This is a genomic window from Nonomuraea fastidiosa, from assembly GCF_042751225.1.
GTDB classification, from domain to species: domain Bacteria; phylum Actinomycetota; class Actinomycetes; order Streptosporangiales; family Streptosporangiaceae; genus Nonomuraea; species Nonomuraea fastidiosa.
Map to the genome: position 1 here is coordinate 1,990,823 of NZ_CP170570.1, position 14,602 is coordinate 2,005,424.

Genomic DNA, 14,602 nt, shown 5'->3' on the forward strand with positions numbered 1-14,602 from the left:
GTCTCAGTCCTTGTCGGGGTTGCTCGGCTTGAGCCAGAACGGCACGGAAGGGCTGTCGCCTCCGGAGTCGCCGCCGTCGCGGCTGCTGCGCAGCCAGAGCGGAGGCGCTTCCGATGCGCGGGATGAGGTCTCGCCGGAGCCGAAGATCCGGGTGCCCGGCGAGGTACCGCCGCCCGACCTGCCGCCGCCGGAGGAGGAGCGTGACGAGCCGCCGAACAGCCCGCCGCCGGAGCGTGAGCCGTTGCCGCCCGAGCGCGACCCGCCGCCGAACAGGCTGCCGCCCGACCGGGAGCCTCCGGAGCCCGATCCGCTGAAGCGGGACGTACGGGTGCTACGGGTGCCGTTCGCGGATCCGCCGCGCCGAGCCCAGCCGCCGCCTGACCCGCCGCCGAACCAGCCGCCGCCGGAGCCGCCGCCCGACCCGGCCGCGACACCGGAGCCGCCGGACGAGCCGTTGGAGCCGGAACCGCCGACCCGCGGGCCGCCGGGACCCCGCGTACGCCCGGAGGTGCCGCCCAGGTTGAGCGGCGGCGCGGTGCCCCTGCGCGGCTCGGGAACCGCCCGTCCCGCCGCCTTGCCGCCCTGCTGGTCGGTGTCCAGCGGGGCCGCCGTCGCGGGCACGCGGGCGCCGGAGGGCGTGCCCTCGCCTTCCTGTACGCGAACCTGCCCGGCCGCGGCCGCGGATGCCGCCGAGGCCGCCGCGCCCGTGCCGCTGACCATGCCGGCCGCCCTGATGACCGGCTCGGCCTTGCGCAGGCCCCAGCGGCCGATCCTGGCCGAGGCGACCGGCGGCAGCACGCCGGCCGACCGCTCGAGCACCGGCGAGCTGGCCGCCTCGCCCAGCATGCGGGTGGTGACGGTGTGGCCGTTGATCGAGGCGAACAGGTGCTGGAACGGCCGCCGGTAGAAGAACACCGCGATCGTCAGCAGCGCCATGAACAGCACCTGCATGCCCCACGGCATGGCGGTGGAGATGATCAGCGCGTACCCGTAGATGAGCACGCTCAGCACGATGGTCAGCACGGCCTGCCGCAGCAGCGTGCCGATGAGCATCTCGACCCAGCGCATGGCGATAATGCGGCCGCTGCCCGGATGCACGCCGATCAGCAGGAAGATCGGCCCGAGTATCAGCAGCAGCAGGAAGCCCACCTTCAGCACCAGCAGCGAGACCGCCACGAGGAAGATGAGCAGCCCGGCCACCAGCGCGGCGATGAACGCGCCGACGGCCACGCCGAGCCGGTTGGACCAGTCGCGGCCCGAGAAGGTCGCGTAGCGGGGGTCGTTGCGCAGCTTGTCGGCGAAGTCGGCGTACTCGGACTGGCGGGCGCCCACGTCGGGCGCCGGTTGCCCGGCCACGGCCTGCGGGACCGACTGCATCTCCAGCACCTTGCGGCCCCAGTCGCGCACGATGGGCTGCTGCGGGTCGGAGGTGCCGAACAGGCCGACCAGCCACGGCTTGCAGACCAGCGTGGACCACAGGGCGTCGGCGTTCTGCTCAACGCCGGGCGTGCCGGCCTGCGCGTAGCCGCCCGCCTTGACCTGCGCGTCGGGCTGTCCCGGCGGCTGCAGGCAGGACGCGCCGCCCGCGCCGGGCAGACCGGCGAAGGCGGAGTTGACGACCTCGCCCGTCTTGTCCGTGACGACCTTGCCGAGGCCGGTGAAGTCGCCGGGACGGCTGAAGAACCAGACCGCCACGGTGACCGCCAGCACCATCCAGATGACGCCTTCCGCGGTGGTGGTGGCCCGCTTGCGGATCAGACCGTACCAGGCCAGCCAGATGGCGCCGAGGATGACGATCGGCCGCAGGTACGGCCAGTACATGGCGTTGGCCAGGTTCGTGACGATGTCGTCGACGACGTCCTTGATCGACTGGAGCGGGCCCTCGGTCGCCGCCGCCTGATAGGTCGTGATCGTGAGCCGGTCGATCGCCTTGGCCGCGGTGAAGATGCCGTTGGCCCACATGTTGCCCAGCACGGCCACGTAATCGGAGCAGGTCAGCTCGTGCGTGTGCCAGAACTGCCCGCTCATGCCGAACTGGGCGTAGTTGGTGGTCGGGGCCTGCGGGCCGCCCTCGGGCGGGGGCGGCTGGATCAGGCCGTCGACGCCGCTGCCCACCATCTCGGGCGACAGCGGGCCCGACAGGTCACAGGGGGCCGCGGCCGCCGGCGTGGAGGCGGCGCCCACCACGATCGGCACCACCAGGATCCCGGTGACGAGCGCGAGCGCCAGTGCCAGCCGTCTGGGTAGTCGGATCTTCATGACCGTACCTCCTGCGCCCTGCCCACGCCCCCTTGAAGATCATCATGCCCGGCGCCGTCGGGTTTGTCGTGTGTCGGGTTCGTGTCGAGCCAGCGGAGCAGCTCCTCGGAGATCAGGTCTACTCCGATACGGCCCGCCCTGCCATCCAGATCGCGGAATATGCATTCGCCGTTGCCCAGCGAGCGCAGCACGGCCTTGTGCTCTTCCAGCGGTTCCACCCCGAGCAGGGACATGACGTGGTCCACCTCCACCCGTTCGGTGGACCTGAAGGCGAAGACCGACGACAGGCAGTTGGTCACCTGTTCGTTCAGCAGGTCTCCGGCGTTCTGCGAGACCAGGACGAGCGCCGTGTTGCGGGAGCGGCCCATCCTGCTCACCTCGGGCACCAGCTTGGCGCCCTCCGGCGTGGAGGTGATCGCCCACGCCTCGTCCAGGAAGATCGCCTTGGGCGCGCGCCGGTCGAGGCCGTTCATCAGCCTGCGCGCGAACTGGGAGACCAGGTAGAGCAGGGCCACCGAGAGGCGCTGCTCGTAGGAGTAGTCCTCCCTGCTGGTGGCCACGTCGGGCAGGGTCAGCCCGCCCAGCGTGAACACCGTCGTCCAGCCCTCGGTGTCGATCTGCTCGCCGCCCGAGGGGTCGAAGCAGAGCCGCGCCAGATGCATCTCCGACATCGAGCGCAGCACCGCGCCCAGGTTCTTCGACGCGGCGTCGTCGGCCTGCTCCAGATAGTCGACGACCTTGCCGAGCGACGGGTTCGGGCCGTTGGAGACCGCCGCCACCGCCTGGATCATCGCCGACTCGCGCTCCTCCGACATGCGCGGCAGCAGCAGCCGCAGCGTCTCGGTGGCCATCGTCTTCTTCGCCGCGATGTCGTCGCCGAACGAGAACGGGTCGAGCAGTCCCGGCGCCGCCGAGCCGAGCGGGATCACCCTCGCCTTGCGCCCGCGCTTCTCCAGCAGCTTCACCAGCGACTCCGCGTCGCCCTTCGGGTCGATCACCGCGACCGTCACGCCGCGCAGCGCCATCTGGTAGATCATCAGCAGCGCGAGCGTGGTCTTGCCGCCGCCCGGCTCCCCGGTGATCGCGATGGCCGTCGGCCGGTTGCGGGTCGCCGCCACCAGCGGGTCGAAGTGCACGATGCTGCGCGCCCTGCCGACCGTCTCCCCGATGTACGGGCCCAGCCAGCCCTCGCTGCCCTCGCCCAGCCGGTCGCCCAGCTCCACCGTGGCCGTGGCCATGCCGCCCGCGATCGTGCGCAGCGGCTGACGCTGGGCGTAGGCGTTGACCCTGACCTTCTCGCCCGGCAGCGACTCGCAGAACAGCGAGAACTGGTCGCCCGTCGAGTTGACCACGTCGATGCCCATGTCGCGGTAGTGCTCGACCACCGCCTCCACCCGCTGCACGCAGATGTCCTCGGTGGGGGCCGAGACGATCAGGCGGTGCCAGCCGTACACGAAGGGCAGGCGCTCCTTGGTGATGCCGTGCTCCAGCATGCGCGCGGCGTCGATCTGCTCGGCCAGCGCCAGCGGCGCCTCCGCGCCCGCCTCACGGATGTGGTGGTCCATGTCGCGGGCGTGCGCCAGCTTGCGCGCCACGTCCTTCGACGCCTTGACCGGCGGGATGAGCCGCATCCGCGAGGAGATCTCCACCGGGAACGGCAGCTGGTCCGCGAAGTGCATCCACGGCTCGCCGTCCGGGAACGGCATCAGGTCGGGAAAGCGCGCGAACGACAGGTACGCCACGTACGAGTCGCCCTGCGGCTGCACGATCCGCAGCAGCGACCTGCCGTTGTGGATCTCGCCCTCGACCAGCGACTCGATCTCGCCCCTGCCCCAGCGCCGCCTTGGGCTCGCCGACGGCGGCGGATCGCCGATCGCCCCCGCCGCCGCGTGCTGGAACAGCCACGCCACCTCTGTGGAGGTGGCGTGACGGGCGTACAGCGCGCTGGACGCGAGCGCCCTGCCGAGGCGTTCCGCGGACTCGGTCCACCGGCTGATCTCGCTGTCGGGCACGTGGTCGTCCTCCATGCCCAGCGCCTTCTCCGTCTTCTGGTAGAAGCCGAAGAGCTGGGAGAGCACGCCGCTGCCGAGCTGCTTGCCGCGCGGCCCGAGCCGCACGCCCAGGTAGACCTCCTTGGTCCAGAAGTCCTTCGCCCAGACGTGCCGGTACATCTCCTCCAGGTAGTCGCGCCAGCCGGGCCCCTCGTCGGAGGTGGCGTTCAGCGCCATCGCCCACTCCGCCGCCGGATACGCCCGGTGCGCGACCCGCAGATGGACCTCGGCGTCGGGCATCCTGATCGCGGCCAGCGCGATCGTGATGTTGGTGGCCAGCGCCTCGCGCTCCTCCGGAGTGACGAACTCGTAGCTGACCGTCGGAAGCCGGAAGTACGCCCATGCGCAGGTGTCCGTGAGCAGGATGCGGTCGTCGAAGTAGCGGACCGCGAGGCGCTGATGCGCTCGGGACGCCCTGCTCATGCCGCCCCCTCGGCGCATGAACGGGCCAGACCTGCTCGCTTGTTCACTTATCGCTCACCGATTCTCGTGCCCGGGGGGTCACTCGCCATCTCCTCTTCGCTCGGTCGTACGGTCTGCGCCGCGAAGCCCGCGACCACCACACCGGCGAGGGCGAGATAGGCCCGCCGCCCGGCCGCGCGCAACTGCCCGGGATCGACCACCTCGGCACCGCCGGGCGCCAGGTCGTCCTCCCAGGGGACCCTGACGATGGCCCGGCACCTGCCCCTGGCCACCGACTCCGCCTGCTCGACGTCGGCCATCGAACGCCTGCTGACGCCGTTGACCACCATCACCGCGCGCCTGCGCAGCTCCGCGCAGCCGTGCCCGTCGAGCCACTCGTACGTCATCGCGACCGCTTCCGGCGCCTCCTCGCTCGCCGGCACCACCAGCACGAGCTGGTCGGCGTACGGCAGCAGCCTGGCCGCCAGCGAGGCGGCCGGGTCGATGACGGCCAGCTTGTAGTGGCGGTCGAGCAGGCGCATGGATTCGCCGATCCGGCGGTCGGAGAAGAAGGACCGGTCCGCGAGCCGCTGCTCGGCGCCCGCGTCGGTGTCCGCGCTGATCACCTCGAGCCCCGAGGCGGTCCGCGTGGTGTATCCCCGCATCGTGAGATAGCCGCTGACCCGGTCGAGACCCGACAGCAACGACGTCAGGGTCTCCGGGGTCTCCGGCTCGATCTTGCTGGTGAGTCCGCCCCCGCCGGTGCTCGCGTCGACCGCGACCACCCGGTCGTCCCGGTACTGCGCGAACGTGTGGCCCAGCATGAGCGCCGTCGTACTCTGCCCGGCGCCGCCGGTGCAGCCCAGGACGACGATCCTGCGGCTGCCGCTGAACACGGCTTTCGCCCGCGCCTCGTCGAGCTCCGAGCCGTCCGTACGGACACTGGCGCCGCCGACGACCACCTGGGCGATCCGCCGCCAGCCGCCGGAGTCGCGCCCCACCACGGACTCGACCCTGCGCACCCGGCCTTCCCCGGCCCTCGGCCCCGGCACCGGCGCGGCCACATCCCCCCGCTGCCGCGCCACCTGCCGTCCTGCCTGCCGTCCGTCGGCCTCGGTGTGCCGCGCCGCCTCACGCCCAGCCTGACGATCGCCGGCCTCCGCCTGCCGGCCACCTGCCTCGGCCTGCCGCGCCGCGCCACGTCCGGACTCCTGCGCCGCCGCGCCGCGTCCGGACTCCTGCGAGTCCGCCGCACGCCTCGGACGCTCACGGGCCGCCTCGCCCGAGCGCTCAACGGCGGCCTCCCTGTGCGCACGACGCTCCCGCTCCAGCGGGATCACCCGCGCTTCAACCGCTTCGGCTTCACGAACGGCGACCTCACGGGCGGCAACCGCCCGCTCAGCCGCGTCCGGCTCACCACCGGCGACCCACTGCCCAGCCGCCTCCGGCTCACCGCCAGCGACCGACCGCCCAGCCGCCTCCGGCTCATCACCAGCGGCCGACCGTCCAGCCGTCCCCGGCTCGCTGCCCGCAACCGCCCGCTCAGCAGCCGCCTTACGGCCGGCCGCCGAGCGCGACCGCCCGCGGACTGTGGTCGCCGGTTGCTCACCCTCGGCCGCCTGCGGGGCCTGCTCGCCGTCCGTCGGCTCAGCCGCGTGCTCACCACGACCCTCGGGAGCCGCCGCGCCGGCCGGGTGGCTGACGGTCTCTTCGGCGGCGGTCACCGACGGGGTTTCGTGCTCGCCTGCCGCCTCAGCGCGGGCCGCCACGGCTGCGGGGGCCGCTTCCCGGTCGGCTTGGTCGTCTTCCACGGTCTCCGCGACCGCCGGCTCGACTGTGCGCTCGCCGGGATCGCTCGTGGCCGGGCTCGGCTCGACCGCGGCATCCTTCTGCCGGTCGGGGCCCGCCTGCTCGGCGACCGGGGCGTCTCGCAGGTCACCCGCCGGGTCCGCCGTCGAAGCACCTCGCTCGCCGTCACCGGCCTCCGAGCCGGCGTCGCGTTGATCATCGCCAACCCGGCTCTCCGAGGCGGCAGCACTCCGACCGTCGTTGGTCCGAGCCTTCGCGGGCGCCTCAAGCCGGCCATCGTCGGCCCTCTGCTGCGAGGAGACATCGCGCTGGCCATCGTCAACCCGGCTCTCCGAGGCGGTGGCACTCCGAGCGTCGTCGGCACCGTCCTCCGCGGGCGCGACCTGCTGCTCGCCCGTGCGCAGCACCACGTCCTGTGCGCTGTCCGGCTGGGCGGTGTCCGGCTCGGTAGCCGGCTCGGTAGCCGGCTCGGCATCCTCACCGATCGCCCGGCCGCCGTCCGTGCCGTCCGCCGGGGTGGTGTCGTGGGCGGGCGTCCGAGCCGGGACCTCGCCCGCCACCGCACGCTCGCGCGGCCTGGACTCGTCGACGGGCATCTTGGGGAGCGGCGGGAGAGCGTCGTGCTCCGCAGGGCCGACCGTGCCCTTCGCAGGGCCGCCCGCAGCCGCATCGCTCGCCACGGCCGCTCGGGCGCCCGTCGCCTCTTTCGGGCCGCCCGCGACGTCTGCCCGGGCGCTCGTCGCCTCGTTCGGGCCGCCCGCGACGTCTGCCCGGGCGCTCGTCGCGTCGGCAGGGGCGTGCGTGGCGTCGGCCGGACCGACCGGCGCGTCGGTCGCAGTCGGGGTGAGGTCGGTGGTGGTGTCGCGGGCGGTCTCGGTGGGGCGGGCCGTCTGGTCGGCGTCCTCGCGGCGGGACGGGCGCGGGGCGGGCTTGGCGTTCGCGTTGAGCGGAGGCCAGACGCGATGCGTGCCCGACAGCAGCAGCGCGGGGTTGAGCCGGGGCGGCTGGCCTCTCCTGTGCTGGTCGCGGGCGATCTCTTCCTCGTGCCGTGCGTCCTGCGTACGCGCGTCATCCTCGGCACGGGGCGCCGCGTCCGCCCGTGCCGCCGGATCGGCGCGGCCCGCCGACTCGGACGGTGCGTCGGCGCTGGCCGCCAGCTTGCGCAGCCGCCGCAGCGCCTCCGTGTCGATCGGCTTGCCTCCCACAGAGCTTCCCCGCGCGGAGCTTCCTCCCGCTGAGCTTCCGCCCACCGGGGTTCCGCGCGTAGGGCTTCCCGTTCCACGGTCACTCGCTCTCGCGCTGTCGGAGGAGTGCGCCGCATCGCCAGAGGTGTCCGCCTCGGAGTCGCGCGTCGCCCCGCCAAAGGCGTCCGGTTCGAAGTCGCGCGTCGCCCCACCGGAGGCGTCCGGCGTCCCCTCACGAGGGGTGTCCGGCTCGAAGTCAGCGGGCTCGGTGAAGTCGTCGAGGTCCGGAAGTACGGCGTGATCGGCGTCGCGCGGCACGGCCCGATCGGTGGCTCCGGTGCGGCGGGCGGTGCCGACGACCTCGTCCACGAGCGGCACCGGCTCCTGAAGCTCCTGAGCACGCCCAGAGCCCCCTGAGAGCCCCTCCTCGCGCCGTACAGACCCGCCCCCGGCCCCGGTGCCCGCGGGCAGCCCCGAAGCCTTCAGAGCGGGCGCTGTCCCCCTGCGCGACCCCCACCCCGTACGGGCGGACGTCGGCTCGGCCACGGGTGCCTGCGACGCGGCGGCGGCAGCGGCGGCGACGGCGGGACGGACCTGGCGCGGCCCGGTGACCGGACGGCCCGCGCGCCGGCGCTCCGCCTGGCGTTCCTTGCGCGCCGTCTTGGCGACCTTGCCCGCCCGCGTGGCCTTCGTGGCCTTGGCGCGGCGCGGCGCGGCACGCCAGACGCGCCCGGAGAAGGTGACGACGTCGGGCTCGGAGGAGGGCGCGAGGCGGTACCAGGCCTTGGGCTCGCCGAGGTAGCGCAGCTGGGACTCCAGCAGCTCGGTGAGGCGCTTGCCCTCGATGACGGGACGGGTGGACAGCCACGTGACGATGCCGGGCGGCACCAGGAACAGCACGTGCCAGGGCATCTCCACCGGCACGCCGATCAGGACCAGCAGGAGGGACCACGGGACGAACACCCCGACGAACACGCCGATCCAGACGATGGGCAGCGGCATCGGCAGGCGCAGGTCGTACAGCTTGTAGAGCCGCTTCTCGATACGCCAGATGTTCGTATACGTGGGCAGGTCCAACGCGGTCCTCCTCTCCACCCGCTCGTTAATGACCGCCGGAGAACGGTCTCAACCCTTACCTGATGCCTAGTGCGCCCGCGATCGCCCTCGCCGTCACCTCGATGATGTTGGGAACGTAGAAGATCACGCCGATGGCCACGGCCAGGATCAGGAACTGCACAAAACGGGTGATCTCCCGCGTGAAGAGGAAGAAGAGCGCGACCACGGAGACGACAACGAGGAACAGCGGCGCGAAGAACGCCCGCAGGAAGTCGGCGAGACCCCCGGTGTCGATGCCCGTGGAGGTCGGCGTCGGCGTCATCTCCATCAAGGTGAGCACTATGGTCTTCAAGATCACTTCTTGTCCTCCCGGGGGGTACCGTTCAGCAGCGCGGCCGTGCGTCTATCCAACGGATCGGCCGCCGCCGCGGATGTCGGCGACGAACCATTTGTCGCCCTGCTTCTCGACGGTCAGCCGGTAGGCCTGCTCCAGCGTGCCGCCGACCGCGGCGGGGTCGGTGGCGTCGGGAGAGGGCGTCGCACTGCCGTTCGGCACGGCCCACACCACGACCGCCTGGATCTCTCTTGTGGCACCCCCCACAGGCACCACGACTTCCTTGAGCTGCGAGAAGGTGAACGCGCCGCCGAAGCTGGGCAGGCTCTTGCCGGCGGCGACGTAACGCTGCAGCCCGGCCGTGTCGCCGGACGCGTATTCCTTGAAGAAACCTTCGAGCTGGGGCTTGAGCTCCGCCGCCGCCGCGTCGTCGGTCTCCGGTGCGGCGGCCTGGGGCACGTCGGCGGGCGCGGGCGCGGGCAGGACGGCGGGGCGGCCCGAGACGGCGAAGCGCCCGCTGGAGTCGCCGGAGTAGTAGATGGGCACGGTGAGGATCATGCGGCGCGGCCCTGTCTGGAAGGCCACGCTGACCACGGCGTTCTGGGCGTCGCTCACCTCGATGTCGTACGGCTGGATGGCGACGGCGGACAGCTTGCCGTAGCCGTCCCAGCCCATCTGCGGGTCCATGCCCGCGGCGAGGAATGCGGCGAGCTTGCCCGACCTGCTCGCGGCGTCTTCCGGGTTGAAATTCAGATAGACCCCGGCGAACTGGGCGGCGAATGCCATGCCCCGCTCGGTTGGGAATCCATGGTCGGCTGGCGCGGCGCCATTGGACGTCGCGGGCTCTTGCTGGGTAAACCGCTCAAATGGGGCACGAATCCCATTCACCACGATAACCACAATAAGCGCCCATAGAATGACGCGGCCGGTCCACACCAGCCAGCGTCCGCCGCCACCCGACCAGCCGCCGCGCCGCGGCCTGCGCGGTGGCGGCGCGTCGAAGTCAGCTGAGTCAAGGGTTGCGGGAAGCCCGGGGCCGTCAGCGATCCGAGGATCGTGGACGGTAGACCTACGAGCCATCACGCCTCCGCTCGCGCCGATCCCCCCGGCTGGCGCGGTGTCGTCCAGTGCCGATCCCCATCATCCGCGGTGAAGTAGTCACCCTATCCGGTCTCCGCCATTCTTCCAGGAAAGCCACGCCCATGCTGCGGCATGACAGTCCGCACGGCAAACCGAGCCCGTATGACAGGCCACAGTGCCGATTCCTGTCAGTTCCCGGAAGAAACGGCTTTTGACCAGGCCAGATGCCTAAAAACCGGTAGCGTGGCGGCCACGGATTCCTGTCCAAAACAGGCATGGACTGTCGCGACCTGCGGATTCGGCATGAGTCGTGCACAAGTGACCACGTACCCGCTACAAGCCCCGCGTCTCAGGTCCGGATCGATCTCCCCTGGGGAGTTCACTCGGAGGTGTCGATCAAGGTTCCGCCCGGCACGTCGAGGTCCCACCCGACGATCGGCGGAGGGGTTCCGCCCGGCGGCCAGCGGCGGCACCGATCCGCCGGGCGGTACGGCCTGGCGGGCGGTGCGGCGGAGGACGCCCCGGCGGCCGGTACAGCCCGGCGGCCGGTGCGGCCTAGCGGAGGACGGCCCGCCGGCCGGTTCAGCCCGCCGGCCGGTACACCCGGCGGCCGGTACAGCCCGGCGGCCTGGCGGAGGACCGTACGGAAGCGTACGGAAACGTCCCCGTCAGGCCGGTTCGGGGTCCTGGTGGCTGCGCGCCTGGCGGCGGCTGTGGAGGTCGACGACGGTCGGGCGGACCGTGCGCTCCAGCGAGCCGCGCAGGTCGGCGAGCATCTCGGCGGGCTCACGCTCGCGCATGCGGGTGACCATCTCGTTGCGCTCGTCCACTTTCCTGCGGAGGTACTCCTCGCGGTCGACGCGCAGGCCGTACATGAGCTCGACCCTGATGAGGGCCAGCTCCTCCTCCAGGCTGATGCCGGTCAGTGTGGGTGCCGGGCGTCGTTTCCTGATGATGCGCCGGATCATTGAGGGCCTCCCGAGTCAGCGTGAACGCCGTGACGATTCGACGCGCGGGGGCCCAAAACGGTTGACGCGTCAGCGTTCCCGGCGGCAGACATCCGGCCACCACCGGGAGATCACGCGCCGAAGACGGGCTGCACCGCCGACCGCCGTCGGTAACCTACCGCAAGGAAAGATCACTCAGGGTGATTGACGGCGGCCGGGGTGTCAGTGACGGGACGGCTCAGACGTTGAAGCGGAACTCGACGACGTCGCCGTCCTGCATGACGTAGTCCTTGCCCTCGATCCTGGCCTTGCCGGCGGCGCGGGCGGCGGCGATGGAACCGGCCTCCACCAGGTCGTCGAAGGAGACCACCTCGGCCTTGATGAAGCCGCGCTGGAAGTCGGTGTGGATCACGCCGGCCGCCTCCGGCGCGGTGGCGCCCTTGCGGATCGTCCAGGCCCTGGTCTCCTTCGGCCCGGCCGTCAGGTACGTCTGCAGGCCCAGCGTCTCGAACCCGACCCGGGCGAGCTGGCGCAGCCCCGACTCCTCCTGGCCGACCGACTGCAGCAGCTCCAGCGCCTCCTCCTCGTCGAGCTCGACCAGCTCGGACTCGATCTTGGCGTCGAGGAACACCGCCTCGGCCGGGGCCACCAGCGCCGACAGCTGCTCCCTGAGCGCGGTGTCGGTCAGCTCGTCGGCGTCGAGGTTGAACACGTACAGGAACGGCTTGGCGGTCAGCAGGTGGAGCTCGCGCAGCTCCGCGCCGTCGAGGCCGCTTTCGAAGATGGTCTTGCCGGTCTCCAGGACGGACTTCGCGGCCTCGGCGGCTTCGAGCGCGGCCTTCTTGTCCTTGTTGTGGCGGGCCTCCTTCTGCAGGCGCGGCAGTGCCTTCTCCACCGTCTGCAGATCGGCCATGATCAGCTCGGTGTTGATGGTCTCGATGTCGCGCTTGGGAGAGATCTCGCCGTCGACGTGGGTGACGTCGGGGTCGCTGAAGACGCGGATGACCTGGCAGATCGCGTCGGTCTCACGGATGTTGGCGAGGAACTGGTTGCCTCGCCCCTGGCCCTCGGACGCGCCCTTGACCAGCCCCGCGATGTCGACGAACTCGACCTTGGCGGGCAGGATGCGGGCCGAGCCGAAGATCTTGGCCAGCACGGGGAGCCGGTCGTCGGGCACGCCGACGATGCCGACGTTGGGCTCGATGGTGGCGAACGGGTAGTTGGCCGCGAGCGCGTTGCCGGACTTGGTCAGGGCGTTGAACAGCGTGGACTTGCCGACGTTGGGAAGCCCGACGATGCCGATGGACAGACTCATCGGAGCGGCTCCGTCTCTCGCTGAGGTCTCTGACTGCTGGTGGTCGCCTGGCTGCGCTCGTTCACGGTCAGCGAGTTTATCCGCTGGCGACGTACAGACAGGTAACCGGACGATAGCCACGGGCGGCGCGGAGGTAGTGGCCCGAGCGCCGGGGGCAGTCCTCGGGCGAGGTGGTGAACGCGAGCACCTTCGCCCAGGCGCGCGGATCGTCGCAGGGGACGCGGACGAGCGCGGACCTCGCGGTCACGTCGGCGGGCGGCCTGGCCACGCAGGCGCCCCTGTCGAGCACCTGCCCGCCCCGCCCGAGGCAGACGACCTGGGAGCCGGCTTCGAGCGTGTCGAGGGTGCCGGGCGGGCAGGCGTCCTGGTCGGTGGCGAGTGCGATGGCGCGGCCGTACCAGCCGGGGCCCGAGCAGGGGAGCTCGCGGCCGTCGAGCGAGACGCAGTCGCCGGATCTGAGCAGGCCACCGCCGCCTCCGGGCGCGCCGGGGTGCGGCTCGACGAAGTTGCGTACGCACGCCGCCCTGCCCTGGCCGACGCGCAGCACGTCATCGGTGTCCTCTGGGCAGTCGCCCGGCCCCGGCGGGTCGGAGGCCATCGCGATCACCTCGGAGCGTCCGCCGTTGCACGCGGTCAGCGCGTACTCGGCCGTCACGCACGCGCCCGGCGACCAGCGCAGCACGGGCCGCTGGGTCTCGCGCCCGCTCGCCGGCGCGCATGCGATGACGGCCCCGGCCAGCGCGATCAGCACGGACGTCACGGCCCCGCAGGCGGCCGCCGCCTTCGCAAGCGTGTCCATTGCTTCACTCTGCGTGACCGCGAACCGGCGGCACAAGCGGAACGCCCAAGCGTGTCGGGAAGAAGCGCGGGCCCAAGTTTTGCCATCATCGCTGGGATGGACGTCGTCGCGCTTGTCATCGGTCTCGCCATCGGGCTGCTCGTCGGGTTCCTCGTGGCGCGCACCCGCGCGGCCGTGCGGGTGGCCGAGGCGGACGCCAGGGCCAGGGCCGCCGAGGAGAAGCTCGTCTACGTCGAGGAGCAGCTCGCCGAACGCTTCCAGGCGCTGTCCACCCGCGCGCTCGACGTCAACAACGTACGGTTCCTCGAGCTCGCCGAGACCCGGCTGGCCGCCACCCGCGCGGAGGCGGCGGGCGAGCTGGAGCAGCGCAAGCAGGCCGTCGAGCACCTGGTCGAGCCGCTGAAGGACGCGCTCGCCCGGGTCGAGGAGCAGCTGCGCGACACCGAGACGGGCCAGCGGGTGGCCAGGGCGGAGCTGGCCAAGCAGATCGAGTTCGTCAGGCAGAGCAACGAGCAGCTGCGCGCCCAGACGACCGCGCTGGTCAGGGCGCTGCAGCGGCCCGAGGCGCGGGGGCGGTGGGGCGAGCTGCAACTGCGCAGGGTCGCCGAGATCGCCGGCATGCAGCGCTACTGCGACTTCGACGAGCAGGTCACCGAGGGCTCCATGCGGCCCGACATGGTCGTCAGGCTCGCCGGCGGCAAGAACATCGTGGTCGACTCCAAGGTCTCGCTCGCGGCCTACCTGGAGGCGGCCGAGACCGACGACGAGGCGATCGCCTCGGCCCGGCTCGACGCCCACGCAAGGCACGTGCGCGAGCACATCGACCGGCTCGCGGCCAAGTCGTACTGGCAGGGGTTCAACCCGTCGCCGGAGTTCGTGGTGCTGTTCATCCCCGGTGAGGCGTTCCTGGCCCCGGCGCTCGAACGCGACCCCGGGCTGCTGGAGTACGCGATGGCGCGCCGGGTGCACATCGCCACCCCGACCACGCTGATCACGATGCTGCGCACCGCGCACTACGCCTGGCAGCAGGCGGCGCTCAGCCAGAACGCGCGGACCGTGTTCGAGCTGGGCAAGGAGCTGTACGAGCGGCTGGCCTCGCTGGGCAGGAACGTCGAGTCGCTGGGCCGGGCGCTGACCCGGACGGTGGAGGCGTACAACAAGTCGGTCGGATCGCTCGAAAGCCGCGTCCTGGTCACCGCGCGCAAACTTAACGAGCTGGGCGTCGTCGAGGGCGAACTCGACACTCCCGAGATGCTCGAAGGGCTGCCCAGGCCCCTGGCCTCCCCCGAACTGCTCGAAACCTCATCTCCGATAACCCACGCGAACGGTAAGTTGGCCAACGGGTCGCAGTAAATGGGGGTGGGCC

General features: G+C 71.8%; 9 protein-coding genes. 1 reads left to right on the top strand and 8 read right to left on the bottom strand.

All coding sequences use genetic code 11. The annotated features are described in order from the left end of the window. Positions 1-3: 3 nt before the first annotated feature. The 8 genes from ACFMQL_RS08945 to ACFMQL_RS08980 all read right to left on the bottom strand — a co-directional run bounded on the left by ACFMQL_RS08945 (position 4) and on the right by ACFMQL_RS08980 (position 13,236). On the bottom strand, positions 4-2,259 hold the full coding sequence (locus tag ACFMQL_RS08945; RefSeq protein WP_378785210.1) for a type IV secretion system protein: 2,256 nt from the start codon (positions 2,257-2,259) through the stop codon (positions 4-6). Continuing rightward, positions 2,256-4,733, bottom strand: a complete 2,478-nt coding sequence (locus tag ACFMQL_RS08950) for an ATP-binding protein (RefSeq protein ID WP_364068892.1) — start codon at positions 4,731-4,733, stop codon at positions 2,256-2,258. The genes ACFMQL_RS08945 and ACFMQL_RS08950 overlap by 4 nt, the downstream gene beginning before the upstream one ends. A 47-nt stretch (positions 4,734-4,780) precedes the next feature. Further along, entirely contained in the window at positions 4,781-8,782 is a 4,002-nt protein-coding gene (locus ACFMQL_RS08955) for a TcpE family conjugal transfer membrane protein (protein WP_364068890.1), read from the bottom strand. A gap of 55 nt (positions 8,783-8,837) precedes the next feature. After that, on the bottom strand, positions 8,838-9,089 hold the full coding sequence (locus ACFMQL_RS08960) for a hypothetical protein (protein WP_364069128.1): 252 nt from the start codon (positions 9,087-9,089) through the stop codon (positions 8,838-8,840). A 75-nt stretch (positions 9,090-9,164) separates the two neighbouring features. Continuing rightward, positions 9,165-9,881, bottom strand: coding sequence for a conjugal transfer protein (locus ACFMQL_RS08965; RefSeq protein WP_364068888.1), 717 nt, complete (start codon positions 9,879-9,881; stop codon positions 9,165-9,167). A gap of 962 nt (positions 9,882-10,843) precedes the next feature. Next, positions 10,844-11,143 carry a hypothetical protein gene (locus tag ACFMQL_RS08970; RefSeq protein ID WP_364068886.1) on the bottom strand — a complete coding sequence of 100 codons (300 nt, stop codon included), beginning with the start codon at positions 11,141-11,143 and terminating at the stop codon, positions 10,844-10,846. A gap of 217 nt (positions 11,144-11,360) precedes the next feature. Then, positions 11,361-12,437, bottom strand: a complete 1,077-nt coding sequence (gene ychF, locus ACFMQL_RS08975; RefSeq protein ID WP_378785213.1) for a redox-regulated ATPase YchF — start codon at positions 12,435-12,437, stop codon at positions 11,361-11,363. A 76-nt stretch (positions 12,438-12,513) separates the two neighbouring features. Further along, positions 12,514-13,236 (bottom strand): hypothetical protein, encoded by a 723-nt coding sequence (locus ACFMQL_RS08980; protein WP_364068882.1) that lies wholly within the window; start codon positions 13,234-13,236, stop codon positions 12,514-12,516. 96 nt (positions 13,237-13,332) lie between these two features. Here ACFMQL_RS08980 and ACFMQL_RS08985 point away from each other — a divergent pair, with 96 nt between their 5' ends. Next, positions 13,333-14,589, top strand: a complete 1,257-nt coding sequence (locus ACFMQL_RS08985; RefSeq protein WP_364068880.1) for a DNA recombination protein RmuC — start codon at positions 13,333-13,335, stop codon at positions 14,587-14,589. Positions 14,590-14,602 lie beyond the last annotated feature (13 nt).

Bases quoted from the DNA above. Each gene is read 5' to 3' on its own strand.
- ACFMQL_RS08965 (WP_364068888.1), bottom strand. From the start codon at position 9,881: ATGGCATTCGCCGCCCAGTTCGCCGGGGTCTATCTGAATTTCAACCCG.
- ACFMQL_RS08985 (WP_364068880.1), top strand. From the start codon at position 13,333: ATGGACGTCGTCGCGCTTGTCATCGGTCTCGCCATCGGGCTGCTCGTC.
- ACFMQL_RS08950 (WP_364068892.1), bottom strand. From the start codon at position 4,733: ATGAGCAGGGCGTCCCGAGCGCATCAGCGCCTCGCGGTCCGCTACTTC.
- ACFMQL_RS08970 (WP_364068886.1), bottom strand. From the start codon at position 11,143: ATGATCCGGCGCATCATCAGGAAACGACGCCCGGCACCCACACTGACC.
- ychF (WP_378785213.1), bottom strand. From the start codon at position 12,437: ATGAGTCTGTCCATCGGCATCGTCGGGCTTCCCAACGTCGGCAAGTCC.
- ACFMQL_RS08960 (WP_364069128.1), bottom strand. From the start codon at position 9,089: ATGGAGATGACGCCGACGCCGACCTCCACGGGCATCGACACCGGGGGT.
- ACFMQL_RS08980 (WP_364068882.1), bottom strand. From the start codon at position 13,236: ATGGACACGCTTGCGAAGGCGGCGGCCGCCTGCGGGGCCGTGACGTCC.
- ACFMQL_RS08945 (WP_378785210.1), bottom strand. From the start codon at position 2,259: ATGAAGATCCGACTACCCAGACGGCTGGCACTGGCGCTCGCGCTCGTC.